Below are 15,556 nucleotides of genomic sequence, written 5' to 3' on the forward strand. Positions count from 1 at the left end.
CTTCTCGTATGGATGTCCGTGCAAGTTACTTCGCCTCGCTTGGTGCTGCCGCGGGCGCCCGTGCCGGCAGGAGTTTCAGAGCCTCCCGCAATGCTTCGCGGCCGGAAGCAAACGCCAGCGCGGTCACGATGGTGATCATGTAGGACAGCACAACCGCGCTCGCCATGGCGACGATGTGCTGTTGCGGCAGCAGCGGCTTGGCAAACCAGATCGCGGCAAGCGCCAGATGCGCGCCAAGCACGAAGGGCGTTGCCGCGCGAAGCATGTGGCTTGCCCGCAGCGGCCCGGTCTTGCCGATATACAGCCACAGGAAAGGTGTTTTGAGATACTCGCTGATCGCATAAGCGATCGCCACCCCCAGCGCGCCATAAGGCAGGCCGACCAGGAAGGCCAGCACCGACGTCACGGCCGCTATGATGCCCCAGCGCATGAAATCGCCCGAGCGACCCTGGCTGATGAAAAGCCATCCCGCCGGGTTGTTGAGCGGCTGCAGCAGCCCGGCAAAACCGAGCGCCAGGAAGATGTTGGAACTCTGCCGCCACTGCTCGCCGAGCACGAACGGTATCAGCAGGTCGGACATGGCGGTGGCGAAGGCGACACCGGGAAGTGCAACCAGCAAGATCAGCGGCATGACGCGAAGATAGGCGCTGCGGTAGCGGTCCGGCTCGTCCTTCAGCCTGGAAAGAGCCGGCACCATGACCTTCGACAGCGGATTGGTGATCTGGCTCAACGGAAACAGAAGCAGCTTGTAGGCTCGGTCATAAAGCCCAAGCTGCGCTTCGCCCCAATATTTTCCGATCAGCACATTGTCGAGATTGCGGGCAAAGAAATTGGTGAAATTGAACCCGGTGATGCCGGCGCCGAAATTGATCAGGTCGCTGATGCCATCGACCTTGCGTGGCAGGCTAGGGCGCCATCGCGAGTTTGCCCAGAAGCAAAGCGTGGGCAGCACGGCTGTTGTCAGCGTGCCGGCAAAAAGTGCCCAGTAGGAACGGTCGATGAAAGTCCAGGCGATCGATACGACGAGGCCGGCGACGGCACTTGCGACGTCGATGATGGCCAGGCGGCCGAACTGCATGCGGCGTGTCAGCAGCGCCAGATGCTGGGCACCCAGCCCATAGGCTATGATCTGCAGCCCAAGCGCTGCCACCAGACCGGCCACCCGCGGCTCGCCGTAGAAAGCGGCGACCAGCGGCGCCGAGCCGGCAAGCACGCAAGCGAGCAACGTGCTGACCGCGACATTGACCCAGAAGAGGTAGTTGATCTCCTCATGCCTTATCCCGCTTTTCTGGATCGTGGCCTGGGTCAGGCCGAAATCCTGGAACAGCGCGATGAAGGCAAGCACCGGTGCGCACATCGCCACCACACCGAAGTCCTGCGGCGACAGCAGGCGCGACAGCACGATGACGGAGACGATCTGCGTCGCAACCCGCACCGATTGCGCCAAAGCCGTGATGATAGCGCCGCGTCCGACCGATCTGCGGAGAGAGCCCTCTGGCGGGTCGAATGCATTGGCTTGCAAATTCAGGGTCCCTGATTTTTGTGCCGGTCCGACGTCCCGACCCGCGCCCGATGCCACCATCAAACTACGGCAATAATTTTGCAGCGCAACAAAAAACGTGGATTTTTGCTACGCTGCACCAAAAATGTTGCGATGCAGCACGAGCTGTACTAGGATTCTTGCGGGCGGGCCAACAGCGGTCGAATTTTCATGCTGCATGTCTTGTACTTGGTACACGACGTCTCCGACCCGGCAGTGCGCCGGCGGATCATAATGCTCAAGGCAGGCGGCGCCCAGGTCACACTGGCGGGCTTCCGTCGGACAGCAAGCCCAATCGCCGACGTCGAGGGCTTGCAGCCGATCGATCTTGGCGCGACGCGCGACGGCCGATTCGGCCAGCGCCTGGCAGCGGTCACAAAGGCGGCGGTCTCGATCGTCTCGAAACTCGGTTCGATGCCAAGACCCGACCTCATCATCGCGCGCAATCTGGAAATGCTGGCGCTTGCCCGCCGTGCCAGATCGGCGTTCCAGGCAACGGTGCCGATTGTCTATGAGTGTCTCGATATCCATCGCCTGGTGCTTCGCGACGACTTTCTGGGCAAGGCGATGCGCGGCGCGGAACGCTATCTGGCCAGGGATGTAAAGCTGCTGGTGACCAGTTCGCCCGCCTTCATCGCCAACTATTTCAAGCCGTTCGGCCAGATTGCCGCGCCGGTCGAACTGCTCGAAAACAAATATTTCGAGCCTGCCGCGGTTTTGCTGGATGATCGCACGGTGGTGGAGGATCCCGTCGCTCCGCCTTGGCGGATCGGCTGGTTCGGCGCACTCCGGTGCCGCCGCTCCCTGGAGCTTCTGGCCGAATTTTCCCGACGGCTCGAGGGGCGCTTCGAAATCATCCTCAGAGGCCGTCCGGCGCTTTCCGAATTTCCGGATTTTCACGGTTTCGTCGAATCCGAGCCCTGGCTCTCGTTTGGCGGGCCCTATCGGAACCCCGAGGACATGGCGACGATCTACCGCGAGGTTCATTTTTCCTGGGCCATCGACTTTTTCGAGCAGGGGCTGAATTCCGAATGGCTGCTGCCCAACCGCCTCTATGAGGGCTGCCGCTTCGGCGCGGTGCCGATCTCGATGGGCAACACCGAAACCGGCCGGTTTCTCGACCGACAGGGTATCGGCGTTCTTTTGCCTAAAGCCACGCCTGAGGCGCTCGAAGCCGCCTTGGGCGATATGGAGCAGCATCGTTTCGGGAAATTGCGGGCGTGTGTTCTTGCCCGCAATCCGCGAACCTGGAGCCATGATCGCAGCGATTGCCGAGCGCTCGTCGAGAAGCTTCGCGGGTTGACGGCCGTGCCCGGTCCATATGCCGCCGAGGCACTGGCTTAGGATGGCTAAAGATGGACACGGGCCAATGACGCAAACCGAAATGCTTGCGCCCAGCCTGATCGTGATTCCGTGCCTGAACGAAGCGGCTCACATCGGCGCGCTTGTTGATCAGCTTCGACCAGCGGCCGAGAGGCTCGGTGCCCGGATCGTCGTTGCCGATGGCGGCAGCACGGACGCCACAAGGGCGATCGTCGAGGAGATCGCCGGGAAGGATCCGCGGATCATCCTTCTTCACAATGAAAAGCGGCTGCAGAGCGCGGCGATCAATCTCGCCGTTGCCAGTTACGGAGAAGGAGCGGAGTATCTCATTCGCATCGATGCGCATGGCGGCTATCCCCTGGACTATTGCGATCGGCTGGTCGAGGAGGCGCTGGCCACCGGCGCGGATTCGGTCGTCGTCTCCATGCTGACCAGCGGCAGCGGCACGGTGCAGAAAGCGGTGGCGGCTGCACAGAATTCCAAGCTCGGCACGGGCGGCTCCAAGCACCGGCATCTCTCGGTGGGAGAGTGGGTGGATCACGGTCACCATGCGCTGATGCGGATATCGGCCTTCAAGGCTGTCGGCGGCTATGACGAGACGTTCAGCCACAACGAGGATGCGGAGCTCGACTACCGGCTGCGCCAGGCCGGCTACCGGATCTGGATGAGCGGCAAGACGCAAATGATCTATTACCCGCGGTCGTCGCTCGCCGGCCTCTATTTCCAGTATCTCGGCTATGGCCGCGGCCGGGCAAAGAACGTTCTCAAGCACCGCATGATACCGAAGGTCCGGCAGATGGTGCCGCTGCTGGTGTTCCCCGTCGTCCTTCTCTCTGCCTTTTTCTTCGTGCATTGGCTGGCGGTCGTGCCGCTTCTGGTGTGGGCGTCGGTTTGCCTCGGCTATGGCGTATGGACCGCCATCAGCCAGCGCAATCCGGACAGTGCGCTTGCCGGGATTTCGGCGATGGTCATGCATTTCGGCTGGTCCGTAGGCTTCTGGCTGCAACTGCTTGGACCGCGATCGCAGCGTAGGAGGGTAGCGTGATGGGTGCGGCCGAAAAAAACCGCAGCATAGATATCTGCGTCTGCACGTTTCGGCGGCCGGAGCTTGCCGACACGCTCCGCTCCATTGCCGCTCTGGATGTGCCTTCGGGGTTCGACATCCGCGTCATCGTCGCCGACAATGATGACGGCCCGACGGCCGAACTGCTGGTGGCGACGCTGGCGGAGACGTTGAAGCTGCCGATCAGCTATCGTCATTGTCCGGCGCGCAACATCTCGATCGCCCGCAACGCCTGCCTTGACGCCAGCACGTCGGATTTCGTCGCCTTTCTCGACGACGACGAAACGGCATCTTCCAAATGGCTCGCCGAACTGGTTGCGACGGCGGAAGCGAGTGGCGCCGCCGCCGTGCTCGGACCGGTGCGGGCGCGCTATCGGCCAGACGCGCCCGACTGGATGCGTCGCGGCGATTTCCACTCCACCTTGCCCGTCTGGGTGCGCGGCGAAATCCGCACCGGCTACACCTGCAATGTTCTGCTCAGGATGGGCGCCGACAGCCTCCGCGGTCGGCGGTTCAGCCTCGCGCGTGGCCAGACCGGCGGCGAGGACACCGAGTTCTTCGACCATATGGTCAAAGCCGGCGGCCGCATCGCTTTTTCGCCGCAGGCCTGGGTCGACGAAGTGGTGCCGCGCGCCAGGGCCGCGTTCGACTGGCTCCGCCGCCGCCGGTTCCGCGTCGGGCAGACGCACGGGCATCTCATGGGTCGCGACGCACGCGGCCTCGCATTGGTCAGGCAAGTCGGCCTCGCCTCGGCAAAGGCGGTCTATTGTTTCGCATCGGCAATCCCGGTCGTCATCAATCCCGTGCGCAGGAACCGCAGCGTGCTTCGCGGCATCATGCATGTCGGCGTCGTGAGCGGGCTCGTCGGTGTGCGTGAAATCCGCCAGTATGGCCTGCCCTCGCCGCAGGAAGGGGGCAAGCGTGCAGCCTGACGTCACCTTTGTCATTGCCGCCTACAATGCGGAACTAACCATCGAGCGGGCGATCGCCAGCGCCATTGCCCAGCGTGATGTCAGCGTCGAAATCATCGTCGTCGACGACCAGTCGGGCGACCGGACGCTCGATCTGGCGCGATCCTACCCCGAAGACATCGTGCGTGTTGTCGCACTTGAGCAAAACCGTGGCCCCGGCGGCGCCAGGAATGCCGGCCTTGAGCTTGCCCGCGGCAGATGGGTCGCGGTCCTCGATTCCGACGACGCGGTTTATCCCGGGCGGATCTGCACCATGATTGACCGCGCGGAGAAAGCGGGCGCCGAGATCGCGGTCGACAATCTCCAGGTCGTTCGCGAGGACGGCGTTGCCGAAGAGACGATGTTCCCGGCCGACTATCTGGAGGGCTTGAGTGAAATCTCGCTGGCGGACTTTATCGCCGGCAATGTGGTCTTCGAATCCAGGTTCAATCTCGGCTATCTCAAGCCGATATTCCAGCGACGTTTCCTGAACGAAAACGGGCTTCGTTATGACGAAGACCTGATCATCGGTGAAGATTACATCCTGCTGGCCAGTGCCCTGGCCAAGGGCGGCAAATGCGTGGTCGAGCCGACGACCGGCTATGTCTACCATATCCGGACCGGCTCCATTTCCCGCGTGCTCGAACTTCATCACGTCGAGGCGATGCGCAAGGCCGATCTCGTTTTCGCCAGAACTCATTCGATGGACGCAAAGGCCGAGGCCGCTTTCGCAAGGCGCACGCGCAGCCTGCGCAAGGCGGCGTCGTTCCTGTCGCTGGTCCAGCACATCAAGGCGCGGTCCCCGCTCAAGGCGGTGTGGACGGCGCTCAGCGATCCGGCAGCGGTTCGGCATATGGGCATGCCGATCGCCGTCCGGCTGCGAAGGGTGGCGGCGCAATTTGCCGTGGGTGCGGGGGAGGTGAAAGGTGCAGGCAGGTGAAAAACAGTTTCGCGGCCTGCGACAGGTTGAAGTCGATCTCCTCAGAAGGAATATGCGATGAAGAAAGTCAGGAAGGCAGTCATACCGGTAGCGGGGCTTGGAACGCGATTCCTGCCGGCGACCAAATCGATGCCGAAGGAAATGCTGCCGGTCGTCGACAGGCCTGTCGTGCAATATGCGGTGGATGAGGCGTTCGAAGCCGGCATCGAGCACATTGTCTTCGTGACGGGCCGCAACAAGGCGGTCATCGAGGATTATTTCGACCTGCATCCAGAATTGATCGGGACTTTGGAGCAGACCGGCAAGACAGCGCAGCTTCAGGCGCTGGAAAGCCTGCTTCCCGTGGCTGGTGCGACGAGCTTCATCCGGCAGCAGTCGCCGCAAGGTCTCGGCCATGCGGTATGGTGCGCCCGGGAGGTCATCGGCGATGAGCCTTTCGCATTGCTGTTGCCGGACATGGTGTCCTTCGGCGGTCGCGGATGTCTCGCCGAAATTACCGACCTCTATGCGCAGACTGGCGGAAACGTCATCGCCGTCGAGCGCTGCGACCCGACCGAAACCAGCAAATACGGCATCGTCGGCTGCGGCGCGGATGTCGGCTCGGGCTTCGAGGTGACCGCCATGGTCGAAAAGCCGGCTCCCGCCAATGCGCCGTCGAACTACTACATCAACGGCCGCTATATCCTGCAGCCTGAGATATTCGCGCTGCTCGGCAATCAGCAACGCGGCGCCGGCAACGAAATCCAGCTGACCGACGCCATGGTCCGCCTTGCGCAGAGCCAGGCTTTCTTCGCCCAGCCCTTCAATGGCCGGATGTTCGACTGCGGCTCGAAAGAAGGGTTCATCCAGGCCAATGTCGCCTTCGCGCTGGCGCGTGACGACATGAAGGGGCCGATCTTCGAGATGCTTCAGGAGTTCGTCCGGTCGCATGAGCGCCGGGTAGAAGCCGCATAAAGCCCATTTTTGGGGAGTATTAGCGTATGAATGGTGACGCAAGACACGCCGATATGTTTGGCCGCCCGGGTTTCGCGGCGTCTGGCATGAAGCTTGCGTTGCACATATGCTGATGCCCCCGATCTTGCTCTAGCGCCTGCAAACCAGAGCATCGGACCCAAAACGGAGACCGGTTTTGGGAAAATCCTATGCTCAAACAAGAGATAGAGCGGCGGCACAGTTCGACTTGAGGGACCGCCGCTCTAGATGCAAACTAGAATTGGACCGAAGATGAATTATGCCAATTTTCCTCTCGACAAGAGGAAGCCATTGCCGAGTTCAGACGCCGTAAGCGCCGAAGACTTCATCGATGTCGAGCGCCTGCTCAGCATGGCAGCAAGGCAGGCAAAGGTGGTCGCGGTATGTGCCGCCATCGGTCTTTTTCTGGGCGTGCTCTATCTGCAGACCACGCCTCCCACCTACATGGCAACGAGCCGCGTGCTGATCGACGAAGGCTTGAACAAGGTCGTCGACGAGGTCTCGGCGGCGTCGGTCAGCATGCAGACCGATTCCGCCATTCTGAGCCAGATCGAAATTCTCCACTCGGCGAGGCTGGCGGCGGTGGTCGTCGACAAGCAGAAGCTCGATCAGAACGACGCTTTCTTGTACCCGCCGACGTCGGCAGCGTCGAAGGCCGCCGGTTTTGTGCGCGGCGTGATCCGGTACTTCCGTCCCAACCCCGCCGTGGTGGGCACCACCGACGTTACCCAGCTTGATGCGCCGACGCGTGAGGCGATGATCGCCTCGTCACGCCGCGATTACGCAATCCTCAAACTGCAGAACGAGGTGCAAGCCGAGCGAATCGGTCGAAGCTATGTGATCTCCATAGCCTATCAGGCGACGGATCCTGCGCTCGCGACGGCGATCACCAAAGCCTATGCCGACGCCTATCTCGCCGATCAGCTCGATGCGAGCTTCGATGCGACCGAGCGAGCGGCGGTCTGGCTGCAAGGCCGGCTGACGGAGCTTCGCGAAAGTTCCCAAGGAGCGGCGCTCGCGGTCGAGAAGTTCAGGGCCGAACATGGATTGGCCGTCAATAACAATGGCCAGTTGATCAGCGACAAGCAACTGTCCGACCTCAATGAGCAGCTCATTGAAGCGCAGGCCGATACCGCGCGCGCCAGCGCCCGCTATCAGCAGTACAAGTCGATCGTCGAAAGCGGTTCGGACAACGCATTCAGGGATGCCGCCATATCCGCCGACCAGCCGAGCAGCTCGGTCATTTCGACGCTCAAGACCCGCTATCTCACTGTCGCCAAGCGGCAGCAGGATATCGAAGCCAATTTCGGCGCCGAGCATCCCCAGGCGGTCGCGCTGGCCAAGGAAAAGGTCGACATATCGGCGCAGATTTTCGGCGAGCTGAAGCAACTGACCGAAAGCTATCGCAACGAATACGAAGTCGCTCTCGCGCGCGAGACGGCGCTCCGCGCAAATGTCGCGTTAGCGGCCGGCAAGAGTTCCATCGACAACCAGACGCAGGTCCAGCTGCGCGAGCTGGAGCAGAAGGCAACGGCGCTCTCGACACTTTATCAGACATTCCTTGGCCGCTACGAGGAAGCCTCCCAGCAGCAATCCTTCCCGGTCGGCAAGATCCGCGTCATCTCAGACGCGACGCTGCCGCAGTCGGCGGCAACGCCGCGCACGTCCATCGTGCTGGGACTTTCGCTTGTGCTTGGCCTGATGATGGGGGCCGGGGTCGGTGGCCTGAACGAATTCAGGGAACGGTTCTTCAGGACCGGTGAGGACGTTCGCGATCGCGTCGGCCTCAAATTCCTCGGCTACCTGCCAGTCATTGGCAGCAAGGTCGCCAAGAACGATGACGGTCAGGCGGATGTCAAAACCGCCCAATCACCGTCGGCCGCCGAAAGACGCGCGCGCATGCGGGTCAGCATCGACGCCCCGGCATCGATGTTTTCCGAAACGCTCCGCAGCGCCAAGATTGCCTTCGACGTCGTATTGGAAGGGCAAGGCAGCCGGGTCATCGGCGTGATCTCGGTCCTTCCCGGCGAGGGCAAATCGACCGTGGCGGCGAATCTGGCCGGACTGCTTGCCGCCAACGGCTCCAAAACGCTGCTGGTGGACGGCGACCTGCGCAACCCCGGCCTCAGCCGCAGCCTTGGCATGGAGGCCGAGCAAGGCCTGATGGAAGCGGTGGTGAGCGGGCAGACCTGGCAGTCCGTCGGCAAGATCGACCGACAGACCAAGCTGGCGATCGTCCCGGCCGTCCCGCGCGGTCATTTCTCCCACACAAGCGAGCTTCTGTCGTCGGCCGGGATGCGACGTTTCATCGACAACGCCAAGGAAACCTTCGAGTACATCGTCGTCGATCTGCCGCCGCTCGGCCCCGTGGTCGATGCCAAGGCCTTTGCTCCGCTTGCCGACGGCTTCGTGCTCGTGACCGAGTGGGGGCGCACGCCGCGCGCGATGGTGCAATCCATACTGAGTTCGGAATCCTACATCGCCAACAAGATCGTCGGCGTGGTGTTGAACAAGGTCGATCTGAAGAAGCTGGCGAAGTATGGATCGATCGGCGGCTCGGAGAAATTTTTCGACAGGTATTCGAGCTACTATCTGGAAAAATCGGAAGCGCGGACGAAGGCAAATACCTGAGGCCCGTATAGGAATGGATGTTGAGCGGATCGTCGTCCTGTGCGGCGAGGCCGATGCTGGCTGATGCGGCGTGAGCGAACACGGATGCCCTCGAGCAAGGCAATGATCGGCGGCTGGGCATGAAGCGACAGTGTCGACGGGAATGATGTCCTATGCGTGGGTCGATCGCCTCGCTTGACCGCGCCGCGACCGGTCGACACGTAGGAAAGAGGGCTCATCACTTGCAAAGAGCGTGGGCACCATGCTTCGCGCCGCACATTCCACAGCAGCACGTTTGCAGCCACGAACCGGCGTGACACGCCGGCGGTTACGCCGCCTTGAGACGATAGCGGAAGATGGTGTGGTCGAGCAGAAGCCGGACTCGCGGTTCGGCCTCGATCGCAATCAGCCAGCTCGCGGCGACCATGGTCGCCCCGACGATGACCACCGAAAGCAGATATGGCACTCCCGCACGCATCAGGGCGCCGAGAATGGCAGCGCCGACGACATCGTGGATCAGATAGAGAGGGTAGGTCATCAGGCCGATCCGGCGCCAGCCGCGCCAGGAGAGGTCGAGCCGCAACGACCATGCCATCAGGGCGATGGCAACGAGGAAGAAGACGATCGGTGGCGCGTATGGCATCTGCTCTTCGACCTTCACGGTGTGAACATCGACCGAACTGGCGATCTGGAGGACGCAGCCGACGAGAAACAGCGCGCAGAGGACAAGACGGAAAGGCGTCACCGCCTTGAAGCGCATCAGCCAGATCATGACGCCCGTCGCAAAGAAGCACCCATGATGCACCAGCAGCAGGGCGAGCCAACGCGTCTCGGCAAAGGCCGACCAGTCGAGCGGATAATACAGGCACCAGAAGAGCGTGCTGACCATGCCGATCACAATGGCCACGACCTCCATCAGATGGAAGCGGCCCAGCCACAGCAAGGTCCAGACGACGGCGTAAAAGGCAATCTCGATGCCGAGCGTCCAATAGACGCTGTCGACCCAGGGGGAGTAGGGAACGAACAATGCCGTGCGAACGAGCCGGTTCACGGCATCCGTCGGCCAGCTGAGGCCGACGAGGAGCAGCACCGCCGCAGTGACCGGCGCGCAGATCCAGACCGCCGGCGCCAGCCGCTTCACCCTTGCCTCGAAAAACCGCAAGGGGGTCGAGTTTTCGGCGCTGAAGGCGATGACGAAGCCGCTGATGACGAAAAACACCTGTACGCCGACCCATCCGGAGCCGAGCATCTCCAGTTCCGGATGCGGCGGGATGCCGCCGGTGGCCCGTGCCGAAACGCCGGCGGGAAAGGCCCACACCCAGTAACCGTAGTGGTAGAACATCACGAGGACGGCGGCGAGAAATCGAAGAATGTCGACGCCGCCAAATGTGGTTTTTTGCTGAGCCATGCCGTATCGTCGGTGGGCGCCCCGGCAAAACTGTATGGCGATTTGCTGCGTTGCACAATAGCCAATTGGCTACCGGCGCGCTGTCGATGGCCAGATGTCTTTACAGGCCGATCCCGCGTCCCTTCAGCACTGCGGTGATTTCGTCGAGAATGACCGGATCGTCGATGGTCGCCGGCATAGTCCATTCTTCCTTGTCGGCAATCTTTTGCATGGTGCCGCGCAGGATTTTGCCGGAGCGCGTCTTTGGCAGGCGCTTGATCGTCACCACCGTCTTGAAGGCGGCGACCGGGCCGATGCGCTCGCGCACCAGGGTGACCACCTCGGTCTCGATAGTGCCGGTATCGCGGTCGACACCCGCATTCAGCACGACGAAGCCGAGCGGAACCTGGCCCTTCATCTGATCGGCGATGCCGATGACGGCGCATTCGGCAACGTCCGGATGCGCGGCCAGCACCTCCTCCATGGCGCCGGTCGACAGCCGGTGGCCGGCGACATTGATGATGTCGTCGGTTCGGGCCATGACGAACAAATAGCCATCCTCGTCCATCATGCCGGCATCCGCCGTCTTGTAGAAGCCGGGGAATTCGTCGAGATAGGCTTGGCGAAACCGGTCATCGGCATTCCACAGCGTCGGCAGGCAGCCGGGCGGCAGCGGCAGCTTGACCACGACATTGCCCAGCGTGCCGCGCTCGACCTCATGACCTCCATCATCGAGCACGCGGATGTCATAGCCGGGCATCGGCACGCCGGGCGAGCCGTATTTCACCGGCAGCAGGCCCAATCCGGCCGGGTTGATCGTCATCGGCGAGCCGGTCTCGGTCTGCCACCAATGATCGATCACCGGCACGTGCAACTTCTGCTCCGCCCATTTGATGGTTTCCGGATCGGCGCGCTCGCCGGCGAGGAACAGCGTGCGGAATTTCGAGAGGTCGTATTTCGGGACGAATTCGCCCTTGGGATCCTGTCCCTTGATGGCGCGGAAGGCGGTCGGCGCGGTGAACAGCGCGACCACGCCATGCTCTGATATCACCCGCCAGTAGGTGCCGGCGTCGGGCGTGCCGACCGGCTTGCCCTCGAACATGACGGTCGTGCAGCCATGCAGCAGCGGGCCGTAGACGATATAGGAATGGCCGACCACCCAGCCGACGTCGGAAGCCGCCCAGAACACCTCTCCCGGCTTGACGCCGAACTCGTTCTCCATCGACCATTTCAGCGCAACCATGTGGCCGCCATTGTCGCGCACGATGCCCTTGGGCTGGCCGGTCGTTCCGGACGTGTAGATGATGTAGAGCGGGTCGGTGGCGAGCACCGGAACGCAGTCGACATTGGCGCCCGCGGCCCGCTCGCGGGCGACGGCGTCGGCATAGTCGATGTCATGGTTTTCCCTGAGCTCGCAGCGCAGCTGGTCGCGCTGCAGGATGAGGCAGGCGTCGGGCTTGTGCCGCGACGTCTCGATCGCCTTGTCGAGCAGCGGCTTGTAGGCGACGACGCGCCCAGGCTCCAGGCCGCAAGAGGCGGAGATGATCAGCTTCGGCTTGGCGTCGTCGATGCGCGTGGCGAGCTCGTGCGAGGCAAAGCCGCCGAAGACGACCGAATGCACGGCGCCGATCCGGGCGCAGGCAAGCATGGCGAAGGCCGCTTCCGGAACCATCGGCATGTAGATGATGACGCGATCGCCTTTCTGGACGCCGCGGTTCTTCAGCACCGATGTCAGCGCGACCACCTCGCGCTTCAGTTCGGCATAGGTGAATTTCCTGATCGTGCCTGAAATCGCGCTGTCATGGATCAGCGCGATCTGATCGGCGCGGCCACCCGTCACGTGACGGTCAACGGCGTTGAAGCAGGTGTTGCAGGAGGCGCCGCCAAACCAGCGCCCGTAGACGCCGGCATTCGGATCGAACACGTTGTCGTAGGGTGAGAACGAGTCGATGGCTTTGGCCGCATCCGCCCAGAATTTCTCCGGATCGCGTTTCCAGCTGTCATAGACCTCGTGGTAGCGTGACGCCATCCAGCTTCCTCCCCAGGAATGTTTGCTGTCTTTGAAATAGCGTATGCTGTTTTTGCAAGCATGTGCAATTTCGTCTTTTGGCGACCTCGCCTTGGCCGCAAAACGCGGCATGATGGTCTAGGGTCATAATGGGGGGCAAGGCGCAATGAAGACGCGATGCGAGGTTACCGTGTTGGCGGCTGTGCTGTTGACGGTCGCTTCCGCCGCTCAGGCCGGCGATGCGGCGGCGAGGCGCATTATCGGCTTTTCGCCGGACGGCAACTATTTCGCCTTCGAGCAATATGGCACGCTCGATGCAGGTGTTTCGGATTCGGGCTGGTCGGAGATCGACATCATCGACACGCGCACCGCTGAGTTCGTCGGCGGCAAGCCCATCCACATCGTCGACGAGTCGGAAGAGGCGACGCTCACCCTGGAGCAGGCGAGAGCACAGGCAGCCGCGCAGGCGGCACCTCTGCTCGCCCGATATGCCATCGCGCCGCGCGGCGAACGGACGGCCGTGGACAAATTCACCTTTCCCGACGACATGATCGGTTACCAAGACATTGCGCGCCTGGAGCAGGTTTCGCAGAAATGGCTTTCGACGAGCTATGACGAGCTTGGCATCTCGACCATCCAGCTCGACCAGACCCTAGCTGAGAGCACGACGGATTGCTCGTCAAGTTTCGATGAGACGCAGCAAGGCGCCACGGCCGGCAAGGCGCTCGGTTTCCGCCTGACGCTGCAGGGACAGGATGGCAAGCCGTTCAAGCTGCTGCATGAGGACAAAGCCGTGCCCGGCTCGAGGAATTGCCCGACTTCCTACAGCCTGTCGGAATCCTATGCGTTCACCCCGGATGGCAGTTCGGTAGTGCTAGCCGTGCTCGTGCAACGCTTCAGTCAGGGATTTGAAGGACGGGACCGCCGCTTTATCGCCGTGACCGGCGAGGTGCCTTGAAAGCCGCTCGCGCCCAGGCATCCTCGACGCCATCTCGACTGCCCTATTCGGATTGGTTCTAGAGCGGCAGCGCCGCGAGCACGAGTCCGACCCCGCCGGCGATCAGCAAAGCAGCGGCGAGCGCCTTTCGGTGACGTTCGAACCCCGTCGGAGCCCGATCCCAATTGTAACGCATGTTCTGCCCCCCAAAACCCACCGAATTCCTTACCTTACCAAAGGTAAACAAAGCAACATTGTGCTAAATCCACCAAACTGGTCTGACAATGCTCAGCGTGGCGCATGACAGTGTTGTCACCGACTATTTTTGGGGGCGTCTTTGCAAAGTCCCGCTTCAGGGGCAGCGCGGTGTTTGACCGTGCTACATCCCCCAGCGCAGTGCAGCCGTATGCACCGGTGCGTCCCACAACGCGGTCGTCTCGTCTTCGAGCATGGTCAGCGTGATCGAGCAGCCGGCCATGTCGAGCGATGTCACATAGGATCCGACCAATGAGCGGGTGACCGTCACGCCGTTATTCTCGAAGATATTTCGGGCGCTGTTGTACATCAGGTAAAGCTCCATCAGCGGCGTGCCGCCGAAACCGTTGATGAAGAGCAGCGCCGGGCCTTTCGCCCTGTCGCCCAGATCGCCCAGGATTGCCGCGCAGATCTCCTCGGCGATGGTATCGGCGCTCTTCAACGTGTCGCGGCGGCGGCCGGGCTCACCATGAATGCCGACGCCGAACTCCATCTCGCCGTCGCCGATATCGAAGGTTGGCTTGCCGGCCGCCGGCACGGTGCAACTGGTCAGCGCCACGCCCATAGAGCGGGTCGCGCCATTGACGCGTTCGCCAAGCGCCTTCAATGGTTTCAGCGCCATGCCTTGCTCGGCCGCGGCGCCGACGATCTTCTCGACCACCAGCGTGCCGGCGACGCCGCGCCGGCCGGTGGTGTAGGACGAGTTCTCGACCGCGACATCGTCATTGGTCACCATCTGCACGACGCCCTCCGACATTTCGGCGGCCATGTCGAAATTCATCACATCGCCCTCGTAGTTCTTGACGATGAACAGACAGCCGGCGCCGGTGTTGACGGCCTCTACCGCGGCCAGCATCTGGTTCGGCGTCGGCGAGGTGAACACCTGGCCGGGGCAGGCGGCGTCCAGCATGCCATGCCCGACCAGCCCGCCATGCAGCGGCTCGTGGCCAGAGCCACCGCCGGAGATCAGCGCCACCTTGCCCGGCTTGAGCACCTTACGGCGGACGAATTTATGCTCGTCGCCAAGCACAAGGATGTCGGCATGGGCGGCGACGAAACCATCGAGGCTTTCGGTCAGCACCGTGTCGACCGAATTCAGAAATTTCTTCATGACCGTCCTCCCGAAATGGCCAGGCGCGGCGCGACTATGTCCCGCCCTTGCCGGCTATGCTGGTGATCTTCTGGATGAAATCGTTGACTGCCCGGTCGAGTGCTGCGTTCTGCTTGTCGTCACCGAAATCGGGAACGATCAGCGAGACATGCCGCGTCTTTCGCATGCCTGACGCCACCGACATTTTTCCCGGATGCGCCTGGTGGTAGGCAGCAAGAAAATGGTCGCGTTCGGCCGGGCTGAAATGGCAGACGGAGAAAATAGCCGGCAAATGTTTTGACGGGATCGGGATCGAATAGGCCGGGCTGGAAATCTGCGTGACGAAGCTGCGGTGCTTGCCGAGCGCGTCGGCGAGGCGCTGGCGCATGCCGGACGGGCGCTGGTCGATCACCTGCGACAGGATGGTCTTGTAAGCGCGGATCGCCTCTTCGGAGCCGGGTTCAGGTGTCTTGTCGGCCAT

Annotated in this window: 12 protein-coding genes; 7 read left to right on the forward strand and 5 right to left on the reverse strand. The window is 62.2% G+C overall.

Annotation, left to right across the window (positions count from 1 at the left end; all coding sequences use genetic code 11):
* Positions 1-25 precede the first annotated feature (25 nt).
* Positions 26-1,522, reverse strand: a complete 1,497-nt coding sequence (locus RPG13_RS08810) for a lipopolysaccharide biosynthesis protein (protein ID WP_095484308.1) — start codon at positions 1,520-1,522, stop codon at positions 26-28.
* Positions 1,523-1,711: 189 nt separating this feature from the next.
* Here RPG13_RS08810 and RPG13_RS08815 point away from each other — a divergent pair, with 189 nt between their 5' ends.
* The 6 genes from RPG13_RS08815 to RPG13_RS08840 all read left to right on the forward strand — a co-directional run bounded on the left by RPG13_RS08815 (position 1,712) and on the right by RPG13_RS08840 (position 9,419).
* Positions 1,712-2,884, forward strand: a complete 1,173-nt coding sequence (locus tag RPG13_RS08815; protein WP_128242348.1) for a glycosyl transferase family 1 — start codon at positions 1,712-1,714, stop codon at positions 2,882-2,884.
* Positions 2,885-2,909: 25 nt separating this feature from the next.
* A complete protein-coding gene (locus tag RPG13_RS08820; RefSeq protein WP_128242349.1) occupies positions 2,910-3,908 on the forward strand; it encodes a glycosyltransferase family 2 protein in 999 nt (332 codons plus the stop codon).
* Complete coding sequence (locus tag RPG13_RS08825) at positions 3,908-4,858, forward strand: glycosyltransferase (protein WP_128285601.1); 951 nt, start codon at positions 3,908-3,910, stop codon at positions 4,856-4,858. Before RPG13_RS08820 ends, RPG13_RS08825 begins: the two co-directional genes overlap by 1 nt.
* On the forward strand, positions 4,848-5,816 hold the full coding sequence (locus RPG13_RS08830; RefSeq protein ID WP_292221139.1) for a glycosyltransferase family 2 protein: 969 nt from the start codon (positions 4,848-4,850) through the stop codon (positions 5,814-5,816). Before RPG13_RS08825 ends, RPG13_RS08830 begins: the two co-directional genes overlap by 11 nt.
* A gap of 57 nt (positions 5,817-5,873) precedes the next feature.
* The gene (locus RPG13_RS08835) at positions 5,874-6,770 is read left to right on the forward strand and encodes a UTP--glucose-1-phosphate uridylyltransferase (RefSeq protein WP_128285602.1); all 897 of its coding nucleotides are present in this window, start codon (positions 5,874-5,876) and stop codon (positions 6,768-6,770) included.
* 270 nt (positions 6,771-7,040) lie between these two features.
* A complete protein-coding gene (locus RPG13_RS08840) occupies positions 7,041-9,419 on the forward strand; it encodes a polysaccharide biosynthesis tyrosine autokinase (protein ID WP_292646174.1) in 2,379 nt (792 codons plus the stop codon).
* A gap of 307 nt (positions 9,420-9,726) precedes the next feature.
* Here the strand turns inward: RPG13_RS08840 and RPG13_RS08845 are convergent, their stop codons facing one another.
* On the reverse strand, positions 9,727-10,806 hold the full coding sequence (locus RPG13_RS08845) for an acyltransferase family protein (RefSeq protein ID WP_127204061.1): 1,080 nt from the start codon (positions 10,804-10,806) through the stop codon (positions 9,727-9,729).
* 100 nt (positions 10,807-10,906) lie between these two features.
* Complete coding sequence (locus RPG13_RS08850; RefSeq protein WP_337124857.1) at positions 10,907-12,814, reverse strand: propionyl-CoA synthetase; 1,908 nt, start codon at positions 12,812-12,814, stop codon at positions 10,907-10,909.
* Between the two features lie 145 nt (positions 12,815-12,959).
* Between RPG13_RS08850 and RPG13_RS08855 the strand changes: the two genes are divergently transcribed.
* Complete coding sequence (locus RPG13_RS08855; RefSeq protein ID WP_337124858.1) at positions 12,960-13,751, forward strand: DUF2259 domain-containing protein; 792 nt, start codon at positions 12,960-12,962, stop codon at positions 13,749-13,751.
* A gap of 358 nt (positions 13,752-14,109) precedes the next feature.
* Here RPG13_RS08855 and dhaK read toward each other — a convergent pair whose 3' ends face one another.
* Complete coding sequence (gene dhaK / locus RPG13_RS08860) at positions 14,110-15,096, reverse strand: dihydroxyacetone kinase subunit DhaK (protein ID WP_337124859.1); 987 nt, start codon at positions 15,094-15,096, stop codon at positions 14,110-14,112.
* A gap of 34 nt (positions 15,097-15,130) precedes the next feature.
* Positions 15,131-15,556 (reverse strand): hypothetical protein, encoded by a 426-nt coding sequence (locus RPG13_RS08865; RefSeq protein WP_095484299.1) that lies wholly within the window; start codon positions 15,554-15,556, stop codon positions 15,131-15,133.

Origin of the sequence: Mesorhizobium sp. ISC15, from assembly GCF_037162615.1 — a bacterium.
Taxonomy (GTDB): domain Bacteria; phylum Pseudomonadota; class Alphaproteobacteria; order Rhizobiales; family Rhizobiaceae; genus Mesorhizobium; species Mesorhizobium mediterraneum.